At 34.3% G+C, this 16,539-nt stretch carries 17 protein-coding genes and 1 tRNA gene; 2 read left to right on the top strand and 16 right to left on the bottom strand.

Going from position 1 to position 16,539, the window contains the following annotated elements; all coding sequences use genetic code 11:
- Nucleotides 1–2,583: sigma-54-dependent transcriptional regulator (locus CN514_RS07045; protein ID WP_141529321.1), on the top strand; the 2,583-nt coding region annotated here is incomplete at its 5' end.
- A 226-nt stretch (nt 2,584–2,809) separates the two neighbouring features.
- Here CN514_RS07045 and chbG read toward each other — a convergent pair.
- The 11 genes from chbG to CN514_RS07095 all read right to left on the bottom strand — a co-directional run bounded on the left by chbG (nt 2,810) and on the right by CN514_RS07095 (nt 10,907).
- A complete protein-coding gene (chbG, locus tag CN514_RS07050) occupies nt 2,810–3,526 on the bottom strand; it encodes a chitin disaccharide deacetylase (RefSeq protein WP_098231983.1) in 717 nt (238 codons plus the stop codon).
- Between the two features lie 79 nt (nt 3,527–3,605).
- Nucleotides 3,606–4,943: a 6-phospho-beta-glucosidase gene (locus CN514_RS07055; protein ID WP_098231984.1), complete on the bottom strand. Its 1,338-nt coding sequence runs from the start codon at nt 4,941–4,943 to the stop codon at nt 3,606–3,608.
- Between the two features lie 72 nt (nt 4,944–5,015).
- Nucleotides 5,016–5,336, bottom strand: coding sequence for a PTS lactose/cellobiose transporter subunit IIA (locus tag CN514_RS07060; protein ID WP_029715362.1), 321 nt, complete (start codon nt 5,334–5,336; stop codon nt 5,016–5,018).
- A 22-nt stretch (nt 5,337–5,358) separates the two neighbouring features.
- Nucleotides 5,359–6,714, bottom strand: a complete 1,356-nt coding sequence (locus tag CN514_RS07065) for a PTS sugar transporter subunit IIC (protein WP_098231985.1) — start codon at nt 6,712–6,714, stop codon at nt 5,359–5,361.
- Between the two features lie 44 nt (nt 6,715–6,758).
- Nucleotides 6,759–7,061 carry a PTS sugar transporter subunit IIB gene (locus tag CN514_RS07070; protein WP_098231986.1) on the bottom strand — a complete coding sequence of 101 codons (303 nt, stop codon included), beginning with the start codon at nt 7,059–7,061 and terminating at the stop codon, nt 6,759–6,761.
- Between the two features lie 441 nt (nt 7,062–7,502).
- Nucleotides 7,503–7,823, bottom strand: coding sequence for a PTS sugar transporter subunit IIA (locus CN514_RS07075; RefSeq protein ID WP_098231987.1), 321 nt, complete (start codon nt 7,821–7,823; stop codon nt 7,503–7,505).
- Between the two features lie 25 nt (nt 7,824–7,848).
- Nucleotides 7,849–9,204: a PTS sugar transporter subunit IIC gene (locus CN514_RS07080; protein ID WP_098231988.1), complete on the bottom strand. Its 1,356-nt coding sequence runs from the start codon at nt 9,202–9,204 to the stop codon at nt 7,849–7,851.
- Between the two features lie 43 nt (nt 9,205–9,247).
- Nucleotides 9,248–9,550 (bottom strand): PTS sugar transporter subunit IIB, encoded by a 303-nt coding sequence (locus CN514_RS07085; RefSeq protein ID WP_098231989.1) that lies wholly within the window; start codon nt 9,548–9,550, stop codon nt 9,248–9,250.
- Nucleotides 9,551–9,884: 334 nt separating this feature from the next.
- Complete coding sequence (locus CN514_RS07090) at nt 9,885–10,178, bottom strand: DUF6509 family protein (protein ID WP_098231990.1); 294 nt, start codon at nt 10,176–10,178, stop codon at nt 9,885–9,887.
- Between the two features lie 295 nt (nt 10,179–10,473).
- Nucleotides 10,474–10,629, bottom strand: a complete 156-nt coding sequence (locus tag CN514_RS25585; protein WP_176525821.1) for a hypothetical protein — start codon at nt 10,627–10,629, stop codon at nt 10,474–10,476.
- A 205-nt stretch (nt 10,630–10,834) separates the two neighbouring features.
- A tRNA-Arg gene (locus CN514_RS07095) sits at nt 10,835–10,907 on the bottom strand.
- A gap of 1,147 nt (nt 10,908–12,054) precedes the next feature.
- Between CN514_RS07095 and clpP the strand changes: the two genes are divergently transcribed.
- Complete coding sequence (gene clpP / locus CN514_RS07100) at nt 12,055–12,648, top strand: ATP-dependent Clp endopeptidase proteolytic subunit ClpP (protein ID WP_025568718.1); 594 nt, start codon at nt 12,055–12,057, stop codon at nt 12,646–12,648.
- Nucleotides 12,649–12,729: 81 nt separating this feature from the next.
- Here clpP and CN514_RS07105 read toward each other — a convergent pair whose 3' ends face one another.
- From CN514_RS07105 to CN514_RS07125, 5 genes are read right to left on the bottom strand one after another with little or no spacing between them, the layout of a single operon-like run.
- Entirely contained in the window at nt 12,730–12,987 is a 258-nt protein-coding gene (locus tag CN514_RS07105; protein WP_025568719.1) for an HPr family phosphocarrier protein, read from the bottom strand.
- Between the two features lie 20 nt (nt 12,988–13,007).
- Nucleotides 13,008–13,958, bottom strand: coding sequence for a DNA-binding protein WhiA (whiA, locus tag CN514_RS07110; RefSeq protein ID WP_098231991.1), 951 nt, complete (start codon nt 13,956–13,958; stop codon nt 13,008–13,010).
- A 39-nt stretch (nt 13,959–13,997) separates the two neighbouring features.
- Nucleotides 13,998–14,966 carry a gluconeogenesis factor YvcK family protein gene (locus CN514_RS07115; RefSeq protein WP_098231992.1) on the bottom strand — a complete coding sequence of 323 codons (969 nt, stop codon included), beginning with the start codon at nt 14,964–14,966 and terminating at the stop codon, nt 13,998–14,000.
- Nucleotides 14,966–15,850 carry an RNase adapter RapZ gene (gene rapZ, locus CN514_RS07120; protein WP_098231993.1) on the bottom strand — a complete coding sequence of 295 codons (885 nt, stop codon included), beginning with the start codon at nt 15,848–15,850 and terminating at the stop codon, nt 14,966–14,968. The genes CN514_RS07115 and rapZ overlap by 1 nt, the downstream gene beginning before the upstream one ends.
- Before the next feature lie 27 nt (nt 15,851–15,877).
- Nucleotides 15,878–16,336: an NUDIX hydrolase gene (locus CN514_RS07125; RefSeq protein ID WP_098231994.1), complete on the bottom strand. Its 459-nt coding sequence runs from the start codon at nt 16,334–16,336 to the stop codon at nt 15,878–15,880.
- Between the last annotated feature and the right edge of the window lie 203 nt (nt 16,337–16,539).

The raw sequence follows: 16,539 nt of genomic DNA on the forward strand, positions 1-16,539 counted from the left end.
TTATTAATTAAAACAAATTCTAGACCCGTTGTATTTAAACTTCAGTCTGATCGTATACAACAACCGAATAATTCTCAAAACAATCCAGCAAGTTCAAACTATAAATATGAATATTTTTATGAAGAGAATATTAGTTTAAGACCTGCCATCGAAAAAGCAAGATCAGCTATTCTCTATCCACCTAATGGAATGCATACATTAATACTCGGTGAGACTGGTGTTGGTAAATCTGCTTTTGCTAAAAGAATGCATGATTACGCAATTCGTTCGAATGTTTTAGAAAACGATTCCCCATTCATTATTTTTAATTGCGCAGACTATGCAAATAATCCACAACTATTATTAGGTCAGCTTTTCGGCGTAAGAAAAGGTGCTTATACAGGTGCAACAGAACAAAAGGGGCTGCTTGAGAAAGCAAATAATGGAATATTATTTTTAGATGAGGTTCATCGTCTTACTCCTGAAGGTCAAGAAATGTTATTTACGTTCATTGATTATAAGTTGTATAGAAGACTAGGAGAGACAGAAAACGAGCGAACATCGAATGTTTTAATCATTTCAGCAACAACAGAGGATCCCGGATCCACTTTATTATCTACATTTACGCGCCGGATTCCTATGGTCATTACATTGCCTGCTCTTCGCGATCGATCATATGAAGAGAGATTGACACTAATTAAACGATTTTTCACGGAAGAAAGTGTTCGTCTAGGAAAAGAGATCGTTGTAAGTGCAAATACGATTCGCTCTTTTCTATTTTATCCTTGTCAAAACAATATCGGACAACTTAAAGCTGACATTCAATTAGCTTGCGCAAAGGCTTACGCAGATTTTATTACTCATAAACATGATAAAATACGAATTTATAGCACTGATTTGAACTGGTATGTGAAGGAAGGCTTATTCATTGAAAAAAAGGTGAAGCATGCAGTCACACTGTTAAACGAGCATTTTGAATTTTCACCAACAAAGGGTATAACCAGTAACCAGCAATTGGATCATTCCGCAGATACAATTTATGACCGAATTGATACGAAATACGAAGAACTAAAACAACGTGGCGTTGCTCAGGACGAGTTATCCTTACTTATGGAAAACGATATTGAAAGTTATTTTACGCATTATTTAACTTCTATAAATCGCAAACTATCTAGTAAAGAAAATGTCCAAAAAATAATCAAGCCAGAAATCGTTACACTAAGCGAAAAGGTTCTAAAACTAGCAGAAGAAAAATTAAGTAAGAGATTTAATGAAAAAATACTCGTTGCACTTAGCCTACACATACAAACCCTATTACAACGTATACAGTCAAACAAGAAAATTTATCATCCAAATATAACGCAAATCCGAGATCAATATAAGAAAGAGTTTTCCGTTTCAATTGAATGTGTAAAAATGATTGAAGATTTTTCAAATGTTTCAATCCCATTTGATGAAGTAGCATTTATAACGATGTTTTTTGTATATGGAAACGAAGATTTTAAAGTGACTAGTTCCAATGTAAAAGTAATTGTATTAGCTCACGGTAATGGTATTGCTAGAGAAATGGCAAATGTAACAAATGAACTGTTAGAAAATGAGGAAGTTATTGGAATCGACATGCCATTAAGTGAACCACCACAAGATTTTTTAATTCGAGTAAAAGATTATATTAAATCTTTAGGTAAATTAAATGGAATTCTACTTTGTATCGATATGGGGTCACTATCTTATATCGGAGACATAATTGAAGCCGAATTTTCAATTCCTGTACGCGTGATTCAAATGGTAAGTACTGCACATGTAATCGAAGCCTCTAGAAAAGCGACACTAGGTTATAATTTAGACGAGCTATATCAGGATGTGCGAAACTTAACTACTTTCTTCATCAATTCTCATTCGAATAAAACGAAACAACCTGAATTTAATCGTTCTGTCATTTTAACTGCATGTCTGACTGGTCAGGGAAGTGCAATAGCCATTAAAAATATACTAGCGAATAACTTGGTCTATGATAAAGAGATGTTAGAAATCGTGCCAATTAGCCTTTTAAATAAAGACGAATTACAAAAAATGTTAAATGATATATCTAAAGAACGAAGTATCGTTTGTATTGTTTCGAATTTTGATATAAATGTTCCATTTAATACGTTTCATTTACAAGATGTATTAAATATGAAGGCTACAAAGACAATACAAGAATTGATCACTTATGAAGAAACGTATTTAAAAATGGCTGAAACATTACAAGATACTATTTCTTTAAAGGATGCTAAAAAAGTAATTAGCGTGATTAGACGTTCCTTGAATGATATACAAGTACAAACAGATAAATTTTTCAAAAATGAGGATTTAATGGGAATAGTTATTCATATGAGTTGCATGATCGATCGAATTCAAAACTCACAGCCTCTAATTCCATTTAAAGATAAAGAAGATAAAATAAATAGTGACTATATGCTATATTTAAAAATTAAAAAAATAATGCAACAAATTGAGGATGCTTGTGACATTATCATACCTGATGATGAAATATGTTACTTAATGGAATTTTATTCTAGAAATGATATAAGTAGGTTAGATGAAGAATTTTATATAAAATAAGAAAAAGGCAGTTGTTACTTCGTTGAAGATCCTTAGACAAAGTACTCAAATTTGACTTTCAGACTGATTGCAAGCGCCTGACTTTCTAGGCGCGAAGCCTGGTGAGGAGCGGAGTTACCTTTGACGGTAATGAGCACCGCAGACAGGCGAAGCAACGAAGAAAGCGAGCGTTTGTCAACAGTCTGAGCCAGTTACTTCGATGAAGGAACTGGCTTTTTTCTCAATATTAATACTTTACTAACTCTACTCCCTCAGGAAGTTTTGAGTTCGTTAAGATATCTAGTTCTGTTAATCTCTCAAAGCAATAAGATGTACCATTTTTCAAATGATTATCTAGAAATGCTGGATGTACCATAACCTCTACTGACTCAATACTATTATTTATTCTTTCTTCTATTTTCTCAAAATAGTTTTTTGGAATATCACTACCATAAAAATCGGTTAATAATTGATCCGTAAAAGGTGTGATTCCGTCTATTTGACTATTTGGAGAAACTCGGACTGGAAGATCATACTTTTGAGATAATCTTGCAATCACAGGGTGTAGAATTGGGATCATGTGTACATGGTGATGACTATCTAGATGTGAAGGATTCAATCCATAAGAAAGAAACTTTTGAATTTGAGCATCCCATTCCTTTTCAACTTCTTCAACATTAATAACTGGATTGTCATACCAATAACTATTCTTAAGGAAATCCGCATTTTGATCTACGATTGTTTGTAGACCTGTTAATAATGGTTTGCCCGCAGTTAATACAAGATGTACACCTAATCCTAATGTAGGATGTAATTTTGCTAATTCAATTCCATGCTCCACAGCATACATATTCATCATCATAGTCGCGGAGTTCACTATTCCATTCAAATGTGATTCAATAATGCCATAATTTACACCTTTTGAATATCCGAAATCATCTGCATTTACAATAAGCTTCGTCATCATTTATTCCCCTTTTTTCATTTAGTATGATAAAAAGGGATGCACTCTTTCATTCGAGCTACATCCCACTTTTTAATCGTTAATTTGCTGCTACTTTTTCGTTTTTGAAGAATTGAGGTAAATGCTCTTTGTGAGCCTCTAACATTTCATCTAGTATTTGTTTTGCTAAATTATCAGATCCAACTAGTGGGTTGATACACATAGCAAGTAAAGCTGTTTTATAATCACCAGTTACTCCGGCTTCCGCAGCAACACGCTCGAATGATTTTATTTGTTGAACTAAACCGCGTACTGCAACCGGCAAATCACCCATTGTAAGTGGTTTTGGACCATCTTTTGTAATAACGGCACTTACTTCAACAGCACAATCATCTGGAATTGATGCAATAGCACCATTATTCATTGTGTTAACAGGTTGGATATCACCTTTATTGTTATATAGAGATGAAATTAATCGGCATGCAGCATCACTATAATAAGCTCCACCGCGTTTTTCTAATTGTGGTGGCTTAATATTTAAATTAGGATCTTTATATAATTCAAATAATGATTCTTCTAATTTTTTTACAACTTCTGCACGCGTACCATCTTTTTTCGCTGCTTCAAGCTCTTCCTCTAGCATTACTTTCGTTTGATAGTAGTAGCGATGATACGGACATGGAATCGCTCCAAGTGCTTCAATAAAATCAGGATTCCAATCCATTGCCTTAATATTTTGCATCGTCATACTTTCAGCAGGGCGTGCAAACTCACTTACAACACGACTTGTTACATCTTCACCATCTAATAATACCTTCGTTCCGTAAACCATATGATTTAATCCCATAAAATCAATATGCACACGTTCAGCTTCTACCCCTAGACCTTTTGCAATGTTCATGTGGATATGAATTGGTACATTACATAAACCTACTACTTTACGGAAATTTGTGTATCTTAAAATTGCTTCTGTTAAAATACCTGTAGGATTCGTAAAGTTTACTAGCCAAGCATTTGGACAAAGCTCTTCAATATCCTTAACGATATCTAAAATAACTGGAATTGTACGAAGTGCTTTAAACAGACCACCAGGACCATTTGTTTCTTGACCAATTACCCCATATTTTAAGGGAATACGTTCATCCTTCATACGAGCTTCAAGTAAGCCTACACGAAATTGTGTCGTAACAAAATCAGCATCTTTAAGGGCAGCACGTCGATCAAGCGTTAAGTGAATTTCCATTGGTACTCCTGCTTTTTCTACCATTCTTTTCGCAAGGTTTCCAACGATTTCAAGTTTCTCTCTACCTTCTTCAATGTCCACTAGCCATAGCTCTCTTACAGGTAGTTCATCATAACGTTTAATAAAACCTTCAACTAATTCTGGAGTATAACTTGAACCGCCACCAATTGTTGCTATTTTAATACCGTTTCTCATTTTCTTCACTCCTTTTTTATGATAGGAGAAAAGTAGCCCGGTCATTCTAGGAAACTACTTTTCTATTTTCTCTTATTTATTTAATTTTTCATGTAGGAAAATTATTTCTGTTACTAAGTCCCTCATCGTTAATGCATTCATTAAATGATCTTGAGCATGAATTAATAAGATACTTAATTCAACATTCTCTCCACGTGCTTCACCTTGAATTAATGAAGTTTGTGCCTGATGCGCAAGATTTAATTCTTTCTTTGCTTCTTCAATCTTACTATTTGCTTCTTCTAAATTACCCGCTCGAGCAGCCTGCATACCTTCCATTAATGAGCTTTTTGCGTTTCCTGCGTGTAAGATTAATTGGAATGCTGTTTGCTCGATTGTCGTTAAAGTACTCATTTCGTATCCTCCTCAAACTGCCTTACATAGCAGCACTTTGATTATTTGCTGCTTCTCTCATTTTTTTAGATTCCATACGTCTTTGTAGTGCAACGAAAGGTAAATAGATGACCACTGAGATAACTAAGTTGAATGCTGCTAAGGCTGCACCTGTCCAATGTCCACCTGTAATCAACCACCCACCTAAAATTGGTGGTGTTACCCATGGAATATTCGTAGTTACTGGGTGAACCATACCTAAAGAAATCGCTAAATATGAAATAATCGTTAAGATAATTGGTGTACCAATGAATGGAATTAACCACATTGGATTTAACACGATTGGCAATCCGAAAAGAACTGGTTCATTAATTTGGAATAAACCTGGTGCCCCACCTAATCCAATCATTTGTTTATTACGTTTTCGATTTATTAATATCATTGAAATGATTAACCCTAACGTAGCACCTGATCCACCTAAGAATACAAATGCATCAAAGAACTGGCCAGCCATTACATTGTATTCACTCCACTTTGTAACACCTTTTGCTGCTAAATCAATATTTTCATTTCCTAAAGCTGTAAATAATGGTGTCGTAATTCCACCTAGTATATTTGGTCCATGTAAGCCAAGCATCCAGAAGAAATGAATAAAGAATGCTATACCGATTGCAAACGGTAAAGAGTCTGCAGCATTCGTTAATGGCTTAACAAGTACTGAGCTTAACCAATCATTAAAATAAACCCCATCCGATAAATATAATCTGAATAACAATCCAACAATCGCGATCACAAAGATTGTTAGCATACCAGGTATTAGCTTCGCAAAAGCTTTTGAAACTGCTGGTGGTACACCATCTGGTAATTTAATAACTAATTGCTTTACTCTTGATAAGCGAACAAAAATTTCTGTTGCAATAATGGCAACGATTATTCCCGTAAATAGTGCAGTTGAATTAGTATAAGTAGAGTTCACTAATCCCCAAACACTACCAGTAGCTGTTTTTCCATTTTCTAATGTAACCGATACTGTGTTTAATGATTGTGGCACTAGTACAAAATATGACGCTAATGCGACAAGCATTGCTTCAAATCCTTCATCACCATAAGAACGTGCCAATTTATAAGCAATCCCTACAACTGCAAAAACAGTCATAAATGCGAATGTTCCCCACCAAATGTCTCCACCTAATGTCTTCCAGTTCACTCCAAAAAGAGCTTCCATCATTTTGTCGTAACCTTTAATCGCTCCACCTAAATTATTAAATAAAACTGCAAATGAACCGACCATTGTTATGGCAATCATCCCGATTAACGCATCGCGTATTGCTAATAAATGACGTTGGTTACCGAACTTTGCTGCAGCTGGCATTATATATCTATCTACAAAATTCATCATTTTTTAAGACTCCCTTTTGTTTAAAATGTATGCAACATATATGACTATTTTTTTAAACTAAGTGCCAATTCTAAAACAGCTTCACCATTCATAAGTCCATAATGTACTGGATTGATTACATCCACTGGTATTCCTTTTGGCTCGGCAACTTTTTTCATTTCAGAAGCTAAATAACGCACTTGTGGTCCTAATAAAAGAACATCTGCTTTATCTAAATTTTCTTTTGCAGCATCTCCTGAAACTGCCCAAATCTTTATTTCAATCCCTTTTGCTTTTGCTGCATCCTCCATTTTAGTTACTAGTAAGCTAGTAGACATTCCTGCTGAACAAGCTAATAAAATATTCATTGTTATTCCTCCAGTATTAGAATTAGCGTAGCGCTTACAGGTTTGTTTGAAAGTAAGAAACAGTTCCTTGTAGCATCTACAAATTTATTTATTTTGTACACTCTTTATATAGCAAATGGCGTGCCAACTTTTTCTGACATTTTCAAAAATTTATCATTTACTCATTGAAACGTTGTCCTATATGGACTCATCGTCATGAAATCTTTTTTCTTTGCTTTAAAAGGAAAGTAACTTAAAACATCTAGTGTGTTAATTTTAGTTCGTTCATCTTCTTAAATTGTTATAGTGTGTTATTACCCGGTTAGTGTGTCATGATTTAAGTACACTAAATTATAGTGTTTTAAAACACTTTTCGATTCTTACTTAAATTATACATTTTGTTCTATGTAATCTAAGAAAAAAAGTGATGTAGAATTAATCTACACCACTTTTTTTCAATAATTAAAGTGAAATTTTCTCATGCAAATAAATAATTTCTTCTACTAAATCTCTTGTTGTAAGAGTGTTCATTAAATGATCCTGTGCATGTACTAAAAGAATATTAATTTTGTATTGTTGCCCACCAGCTTCACTTTGTATAAGTGAAGTTTGTGAATGATGAGCCAGCCTAAGTTCCGCATTCGCCTCGTTTACTTTTCTACGAGCTTCCTCGAACTCTCCATCACGAGCTTTATACATTGCTTCCATTAATAAACTCTTAGCATTACCGGAATGTAATATAAGCTGTAATGCAATTTGTTCATTATTTGTGTCGGTTGGCATTTGCACTCTTCTCCTTCACATTCTATTATACATTTAATGAATTACTACTTGTCGTTTCTGTTGACTTTCTAGCTTCCATTCTTTCTGCTACTACAACAAACGGTAAGTAAATAACGATTGAAATCACTACGTTTACAAGCGATAAAACTGCACCGCTCCAGTGACCTCCAGTTGCTAAATAGCCACCTATAACTGGTGGAGTTACCCAAGGGATTGTAGAAACAACTGGGAAAACAATATGTGATTGAACTGCTAAATAAGAAATAATGGTTAAAACAATTGGAGTAATGATAAATGGTATTAACCATACTGGGTTTAACACGATTGGTAATCCGAAAATAATTGGTTCATTAATATTAAATAATCCTGGAGGTGTTCCTAAAGCAATCATCTGTTTATGACGTTTACGGTTAACTAAGAACATTGCAACAAGTAAACCGATTGTAGTACCTGATCCACCCATATATACGAAAGCATCTAAGAATGGCCCTGCTAAGACTGAATACTTATCTAGATCTGTTACACCTTTTGCATATAAATCGATGTTATGGTTACCTAGAGTAGTTAATAAAGGAGTTGTAATCCCCCCTAAAATATTTGGACCATGTAATCCAAGTGCCCAGAAGAAATGTACAAAGAATGCAATCGCAACCGCAAATCCTAATGAATCGGCTGCATCAGTTAATGGTTTTACAAGAACTGAATTTAACCATTCATTAAAGAATACGCCGTTCGAAATGTATAATCTGAACAATAAGCCAATTAATGCAACGATAAAGATTGTTAACATACCTGGTAACAACTTTGCAAATGCTTTTGATACTGCTGGTGGAACGCCATCTGGTAATTTAATGACTAATTGTTTCACTCTAGCTAAACGTACAAAAATTTCAGTCGCAATAATCGCAACGATAATACCTGTAAATAAAGCTGTTGAGTTTAATGAATTCCAACTAATAAATCCCCAAGTTCCACCTGTAGCTGTCTTACCACCATTTAACGTAACAGATACTGCAGCTAATGATTGTGGAACAAGTACAAAGTAACACGCTAATGCAACAAGCATTGCTTCAAAACCTTCATCACCATAAGAACGAGCTAATCTATGCGCGATCCCTACAACGGCAAATACTGTCATAAATGCAAATGTTCCCCACCAAATATCACTGCCTAGTGTTTTCCAGTTTGCACCAAAGACTGTTTCCATCATTTTATCGTAGCCGTGAATTGCGCCACCTAAGTTATTAATAAGTACAGCAAAAGCTCCAATCATCGTAATGGCAATCATTCCAATTAACGCATCACGGATCGCTAACAAATGACGTTGATTACCAAACTTCGCTGCGGCAGGCATTATATACTTTTCAGCAAAACGCATCATTCAAAATACACCTTCTATTCTCTCTAGATTTTTAATTCCCCGTTTATTTTTTCAAATTTAAAGCCATTTCCAGAACAGCTTCACCATTCATCAATCCATAATGCACTGGATTAATCGTATCTACTGGTATCCCTTTAGGTTCAGCTAGTTTTTTCATTTCTGAGATTAGATAACGAACCTGAGGACCAAGAAGTAATACATCCGCTTTGACTAAATTTTCCTTTGCCTCATCACCAGCAACAGCCCATATTGTTGCCTCAATTCCTTTTGCCTTAGCTGCTTGTTCCATTTTTGTAACTAGTAGACTAGTCGACATTCCTGCAGAACATACCAATAAGATATTCATCCTACACCTCCTCAATTTTCCTCGTCGATGAAACGCTTACATTTTTACAAATAATGACAAAAGAATTACGCGTTACAATGACAAGTTGCGAATCAATTTAAATATTGCAAATCCTGTGCCAATATTCTAAAAAATCTATCTATTCGAAAACACAACAAAAAAACCTTGATAAATCAAGGTTTTCAAAACGTAGCATTTGTTCAAAATATTAGTGTTTTATAAGTGTGTAGGCTCATTTGGTACTGTGTTTACAAACACACAATAGTGTGTTGCCAAATTACACAATCTAAACGATTCCCTAAGCTGAAGTGTGTCACTCAATAACACATTAATATTAATCTTCAACTGTTAAATGAGTTTTACAAAATTCGAATACTTCTTTTTCTTCATCTTCTTCCAAATCAAAATCTAAATACTGATTTGACTCAGATTCATACAAGTCATATTTAATTAATTTCGACTCTTCACCATTTACTCCAAAAAGCACTTTTATGTATATACCTTTTTCATTAAATAATTCATCATCCTCTGGTACATTGATATAAAGAATAAACTCATATCGATCACCCTCAATGATACCAAATGGATCTTTTATTTCTTCTACAGTGTATTCTGCAATCGTTAACACAAAAACATTCCCTTCAATTTTAATATGTACTATTATACACAAAGGAATGGACAAAAAGAAAGACGCCTGCCGCAGCAGACGTCTTGATGCGTTTGAGGCGAGAGACCGGGCGGCCACATCCGCGCGTTTAGCTTGCGCATATCTCTCGTCTTACTCAAATTAGCTCATCGCAAAGAGTAATATATCATATATTTAGGAAAAAGAATAGAGGAAAAAAATAGAAGGAGCAAAAATAACCGATAAAATTACTCGACTCATTTTAGTAAATTTAAAAATGATTTTAAACTTCTCTTGTTTAGAAACAGAATTTAATGATTTTTAAGTCGAAGCAGTATTTTTTCTTTTTAGTTGTTGAGTACAGTTTATAGGTTTCTTTAAATTTTAATTCTCTTTCTATTTCATCTTTATTGAATTGAGCCATTTCTTCAAGAAACCAAGAATTCATATCCATTTGAATGACCTCCCTTTATTTACTTTAAATATATGATTTTAAGTAAAGGGAACCCATTCTTCATTGGATGGAGTTTTAGTACATCTTTAGTTGTAATGTAAAGGTAGGATTTTAGGCTGAGATTCAGGGTTTAACAGAAGAACAATAAAAACCGAGCGATATGTCTGTTATTTTACAGATTTTATCACTCGGTTTAATCTTTTAGCGCGCTCGACAGGATTCGAACCTGCGACACACGGTACCGGAAACCGTTGCTCTATCCACTGAGCTACGAACGCATTATAATATAAAGGTAAATAAGTAGATCGTATTGTCGCCCCAATCTCAGGAGGCAGGTGCAAGGAGCAGCTCGATTGGTGCGCTGCAGTTTCGCTTTGTAGCTTATTCAAACGTGCTCTATCCACTGAGTTAACAAAGATTGAGAAAAATGTAAGGTCTAGAAAAAGATTTATATAAAAAATCTTATGTTTTATTATATCGTTAGAATGTTCTGACCGCAATGATTTAGGTTTCTTTTTGAGGTAGAAAAAGAAGAAGATACACTTTAGAATGGTTTGTGTGCCTATTCTTCTATAAATTTTGTTTTATAGATTTTTCCCTTTTGTTTTGATGGCTTTGTAAAATCGTTTAAACTCATCGTCTTCTATATACGGAAGACGCGATGAAATTATATTTAATTCTAATCTATCAACAAAACTATAGTACTTGTTTTTTCAGAAGTTAAAATATTTAGAGCAATTTTTTTAGATAAATAATTTCAAATGATTAGTTTATAAGTTCATTTTCGATCTTAATTGAAAAATAAACTGATTAATAAACTGTTATTTTACGCTAAGTAAAGGATATTTAAGTAGCATTTTATCTTAAACTTTTTTTGATGAATTAGTTGATTGGAACGGAGGGATGCTCGACTCCTATGGGATAAGCGAGAAGGCTGAGACCCCGCAGGCTCGCCGAGAAGGCGCTCAGGTCTCGCCCCCATGGAAAGCGAGCATCCCGCAGTGGAAATCAACCTCACTAAACACCTTTACGAAAACTTGGTAATTAAATTGACAAGACTGTTTTTCAATAGTGTGACGCCCCCTGTATATAGAGGACGTTATTTACTTTTTACTTCTTCTTTTTCTTCCATTCTCATTCATTTCCAAACAATATCTGCTCCCGATTATTTAATTAACCGAATAGGATTCATTTTGTTATTAGTTTTTTAACTGATCAAAAGAAAAACTACATAAAGTTACGTTTAATAATAGGAAAAGTCGTTAATGATGTTGAAGTATTAGATAAATAGATATGTTATAAAAGGTCAATATTTTTTAGTTTAAATAATACATTAAATATAGCATCTCTTTTATTTGACCTTTTCTGACCTTAAAGGTATTATTGTATTAATCATTCATTTGTTTTAAACAAGGAGGAGAAAAAATGAATTTAATTCCTACAGTTATTGAACAAACAAGTCGTGGTGAGCGTGCGTATGATATATACTCTCGTCTATTAAAAGACCGCATCATCATGTTAGGTAGCGCAATCGATGATAACGTAGCTAACTCAATTGTTTCACAACTTTTATTTTTAGCAGCAGAAGATCCAGATAAGGATATTTCATTATACATAAATAGTCCAGGAGGAAGTATTACTGCTGGTATGGCTATTTATGATACGATGAACTTTATTAAGCCACAAGTATCTACAATATGTATTGGTATGGCGGCTTCAATGGGTGCTTTCTTATTATCTGCTGGGGAAAAAGGAAAGAGATATGCTCTTCCAAATGCAGAAGTTATGATTCACCAACCATTAGGTGGTGCTCAAGGGCAAGCTACTGAAATCGAAATTGCAGCTAAGCGAATCTTGTTCTTACGTGATAAATTAAACAAAATTCTTGCAGATCGTACTGGTCAACCATTAGATACGATCGAGCGTGATACAGAGCGCGATAACTTTATGACTGCAGACCGTGCATTAGAATACGGATTAATTGATAAAGTAATTTCTAATACTGCAGCTATTAAATAATAATAAAAAACTAGCCGTAATTTCTCGGCTAGTTTTTTTATAGAAAAAATTGGACATCCAACTTGTGAATGTCCAATTACATCAAATTTCTTCTCCAATAAAGTCCATTACGGCTTCCATCGCTTCAACTTCATCGTCGCCAGTAACAGTAATTACGATTTCTTCTCCATGAGGTACAGCAAGACTCATAACACCCATGATACTTTTAACGTTTACTTGTTTACCTTTGTAAGCTAATAATACTTCTGAGCGAAATCTCGTAGCAACTTGAACAAATTGTGCTGCTGGACGAGCCTGTATTCCAGTTTCTAATAGTACTCTTCCTTTTTTCTCAATCATTTTTTCTTCCCTCTTAACTTTTATTTTATTTTTATCGGTTCTCCCGCTCTTAGTTTATCAGCTATTTCATCAATTTTACGTAGTCGATGATTGATTCCTGATTTACTAATTGCACCACTAGATACCATTTCACCTAACTCTTTTAATGTTACATCCTCATACGCTACTCGAAGTTCTGCAATTTCACGTAGCTTCGGCGGTAATATATCTAAACCAACTGAGTTTTGGATATAACGTATATTTTCAATTTGCCTAAAGGCTGCACTGATTGTTTTATTTAAGTTCGCAGTTTCACAATTTACTAGACGATTAACACTGTTTCTCATATCTCTTAGAATGCGGATATCCTCAAACCTTAATAAAGCTGAATGTGCACCAACAACGTTTAAAAACTCAGTAATTTTTTCTGCTTCCTTTAAGTACGTGATATAACCTTTACGTCTCTCCAGTGTTTTAGCATTTAATCCGAACTCATTCATTAGACGGCAAATTTCTTCCGTATGCTCTTTATATAGTGAAAAAATTTCTAAATGATATGAAGATGTCTCTGGATTATTTACTGAACCACCAGCTAGAAAAGCACCTCTTAAATAGGAGCGTTTACAACATTTCTTCGCAATTAGCTCTTTTGCTATTTCATTCGTAAAGGTAAATCCTTCACCAGTTATATAAAGATCATTTAAAATATGTTTCGCTTCTTCTTTTATTCGAACAATATATACATTGTTCTTTTTAAGACGCATTTTTTTACGAACGAGCAATTCAACGTCCACATCATAAACACGTTTAATTAATACATATATTCTTCTAGCTATTGCTGCATTTTCAGTAACTACATCTACAATAAATTGGCGATTCGCAATTGATAATGAACCATTCATTCGAATTAAAGAGGATAGCTCAGATTTTGAACAACAATCTTTGATCTCAATCGTTGTTAATTCTTTTTTCGTTTCTGATGCAAAGGACATTTGAATCACCCCCTCCTTCTAGCTCTATATATTTTTTCATTATTCTTTTATTTTTGTCGGGATTAGATCACATAAGATTTCAGCTAACTTTACTGTATCATGCCTAATCACATTATCATCATATTTAACGATCGACTTATGAACAATTTCTAGATTTAAAGATTCAAGCTCATTTATATCAAGTTTTACTTGTTGAGCATGTTCTTCCTTATAAAGTTCTAAAATATTTTTAGGCATTGTGCCTTCATTGACAATTATTGTATCGATAAAGCTTGAGTCTAAATGCTGGTATAGAGCCCTTACGTGATCACTAGCTGTATAATGCAAAGTTTCACCCGCTTGAGTCATCACATTACATACATATACTTTTTTAGCATTTGAATTTACAACAGCCTTCCCAATTTTAGTAACTAATAGATTAGGAAGGATACTCGTATATAAACTACCCGGTCCAATTACAATTAAGTCAGCACGATTAATTTCATCAAGTGCTTCTTTTAAAGGTTCAACATTTCCTGGTGCTAAAAATACTCTTTTAATCTTCTTACCAGAATAAGGAATTTTTGATTCACCTGAAACAATAGTGCCATCTTCTAATTCAGCTTTTAATACGACACTTTGATTAGCTGCTGGTATAACTTTCCCTCTAACATTTAATACCCTTCTCATTTCAATGATTGCACGGTAAAAATCACCTGTAATCGCAGTCATTGCACTTAGCATTAAATTACCTAGAGAATGTCCAGAAAGGTCTCCAGATGTTGCAAATCGATGTTGGAATAATTCTTCCAACATCGGTTCCACATCTGATAACGCGGCAAGTACATTTCGTACATCACCAGGTGGTGGAATTTTCAACTCGTCACGTAATCGTCCAGAGCTACCACCATCATCTGCAACTGTAACGATAGCGGTAATATCAACGGGATGTTTTTTCAACCCACGAACTAAAACAGATAGTCCCGTTCCGCCTCCAATTATTACTATTTTCGAACGTTGACTAACCATTATTTATGACTCCTTTTTTCAACGTCCCGATGACTAACATTCGTATCATATTGATCCTTATAGTAGTTAGCTAAATACTCTGCTAAAGTAACAGAGCGATGCTGTCCACCTGTACATCCGATCGCAATGATTAGTTGTCGTTTACCTTCTCTTTTATATTGAGGTAACATAAAACTAATTAAATCAATTAATTTCAGCATAAATTCGGTTGTCTCATTAAATTTTAGAACATAAGAGGAAACTTCTTCATCTAAGCCAGTTAAAGGACGCATTGATTCAATATAAAATGGGTTTGGTAAAAATCGTACGTCAAATACTAAATCCGCATCAATCGGTATTCCATACTTAAAACCGAATGACTGAATATTTACTGAAAAACCTTCTTGTTCATTTTCTCTAAATTGTTCAATTATTTTTTCTCGTAATATTTTAGGCTTTAAATCTGAAGTATCATAAATTAATTGTGCACGCCCTTTTACCTCGGCTAAAAGAGTACGTTCCAACTCAATTCCCTTTAATGGAGATCCTGTTGGAGAAAGTGGATGTGAGCGACGAGTTTCTTTGTATCGAGTAACAAGTGCAGCATTCGTTGCATCTAAAAATAAAATTTGAGGGATGATTGAAGGAGTAGACATTAATTGATCTAACGAATTCCCTAACTGATCAAAAAATTCTCTTCCTCGTAAATCCATAACAAGAGCAACTTTATCTGTTGTATTGTGATCCGGGTCCTTTAATAGCTCTACAAATTTTGGAAGTAGAGCAGGAGGAAGATTATCGACACAGAAATAACCGATATCTTCTAACGCTTGAACAACGACAGTCTTTCCAGCACCTGACATTCCAGTTATAATAACCATTTTTACATGTGATCTTGTAGGCATTTAACTCAACCCTTTCTATAATTTAGGTTAACTAGGATTTAAACGATATCTTAATAATTCAAAATCCGGTGTATAGACAAAGGTACCATGTAAAATTTCTTTACCCTTTAGTAAATAATCAATAATATGATAGTCACCTGCTGCCATAGGAAGACTTTTCACTTCATCTATTGCATGCCAGCGAAGAATTCCTTCTTCACACTCATCTTGATTTTCACCGTCAAACTCGGTAGCCAAAAATGAAAACATCATCCATTCATTCACTACCTTAGCATCTTCTTCTATAATAATTGTAAAAACACCTTTTAATTTTGGGTTTTTTAAGTAAACACCTGTTTCTTCACGATATTCACGAACAACTGCTTCTCTAATGTTTTCACCTGGCTCCATCTTACCGCCGGGTGCAACCCACCAGTTTCTTCTAGGTTTTTGTAGCAAGAGGATATTATTTTCATTTACCAAAACACAATGTGTAACTCTTTGCATTTCTTATACCTCACTTACAATTTGGACTTGCAGTTGGTTGAAACTGCCCAATCTATATTATACCGTTAAACTAGTCAGACAACAACTTGTTAAGAGTGGGAATTAGGGTTGAAAGGTCTATGCTAAAGGAAAAGATTTTGTGGGTTCGAACTAGGCGTGAGGAACAAAACCGATCACTTTCGGAGACAATTAAAGAAAATTTA

Source organism: Bacillus sp. AFS001701, from assembly GCF_002559405.1.
Taxonomy (GTDB): domain Bacteria; phylum Bacillota; class Bacilli; order Bacillales; family Bacillaceae_G; genus Gottfriedia.

Bases quoted from the DNA above. Each gene is read 5' to 3' on its own strand.
- chbG (WP_098231983.1), bottom strand. From the start codon at position 3,526: ATGACGAAGCTTATTGTAAATGCAGATGATTTCGGATATTCAAAAGGT.
- CN514_RS07055 (WP_098231984.1), bottom strand. From the start codon at position 4,943: ATGAGAAACGGTATTAAAATAGCAACAATTGGTGGCGGTTCAAGTTAT.
- CN514_RS07060 (WP_029715362.1), bottom strand. From the start codon at position 5,336: ATGAGTACTTTAACGACAATCGAGCAAACAGCATTCCAATTAATCTTA.
- CN514_RS07065 (WP_098231985.1), bottom strand. From the start codon at position 6,714: ATGATGAATTTTGTAGATAGATATATAATGCCAGCTGCAGCAAAGTTC.
- CN514_RS07070 (WP_098231986.1), bottom strand. From the start codon at position 7,061: ATGAATATTTTATTAGCTTGTTCAGCAGGAATGTCTACTAGCTTACTA.
- CN514_RS07075 (WP_098231987.1), bottom strand. From the start codon at position 7,823: ATGCCAACCGACACAAATAATGAACAAATTGCATTACAGCTTATATTA.
- CN514_RS07080 (WP_098231988.1), bottom strand. From the start codon at position 9,204: ATGATGCGTTTTGCTGAAAAGTATATAATGCCTGCCGCAGCGAAGTTT.
- CN514_RS07085 (WP_098231989.1), bottom strand. From the start codon at position 9,550: ATGAATATCTTATTGGTATGTTCTGCAGGAATGTCGACTAGTCTACTA.
- CN514_RS25585 (WP_176525821.1), bottom strand. From the start codon at position 10,629: ATGGATATGAATTCTTGGTTTCTTGAAGAAATGGCTCAATTCAATAAA.
- clpP (WP_025568718.1), top strand. From the start codon at position 12,055: ATGAATTTAATTCCTACAGTTATTGAACAAACAAGTCGTGGTGAGCGT.
- CN514_RS07105 (WP_025568719.1), bottom strand. From the start codon at position 12,987: ATGATTGAGAAAAAAGGAAGAGTACTATTAGAAACTGGAATACAGGCT.
- whiA (WP_098231991.1), bottom strand. From the start codon at position 13,958: ATGTCCTTTGCATCAGAAACGAAAAAAGAATTAACAACGATTGAGATC.
- CN514_RS07115 (WP_098231992.1), bottom strand. From the start codon at position 14,966: ATGGTTAGTCAACGTTCGAAAATAGTAATAATTGGAGGCGGAACGGGA.
- rapZ (WP_098231993.1), bottom strand. From the start codon at position 15,850: ATGCCTACAAGATCACATGTAAAAATGGTTATTATAACTGGAATGTCA.
- CN514_RS07125 (WP_098231994.1), bottom strand. From the start codon at position 16,336: ATGCAAAGAGTTACACATTGTGTTTTGGTAAATGAAAATAATATCCTC.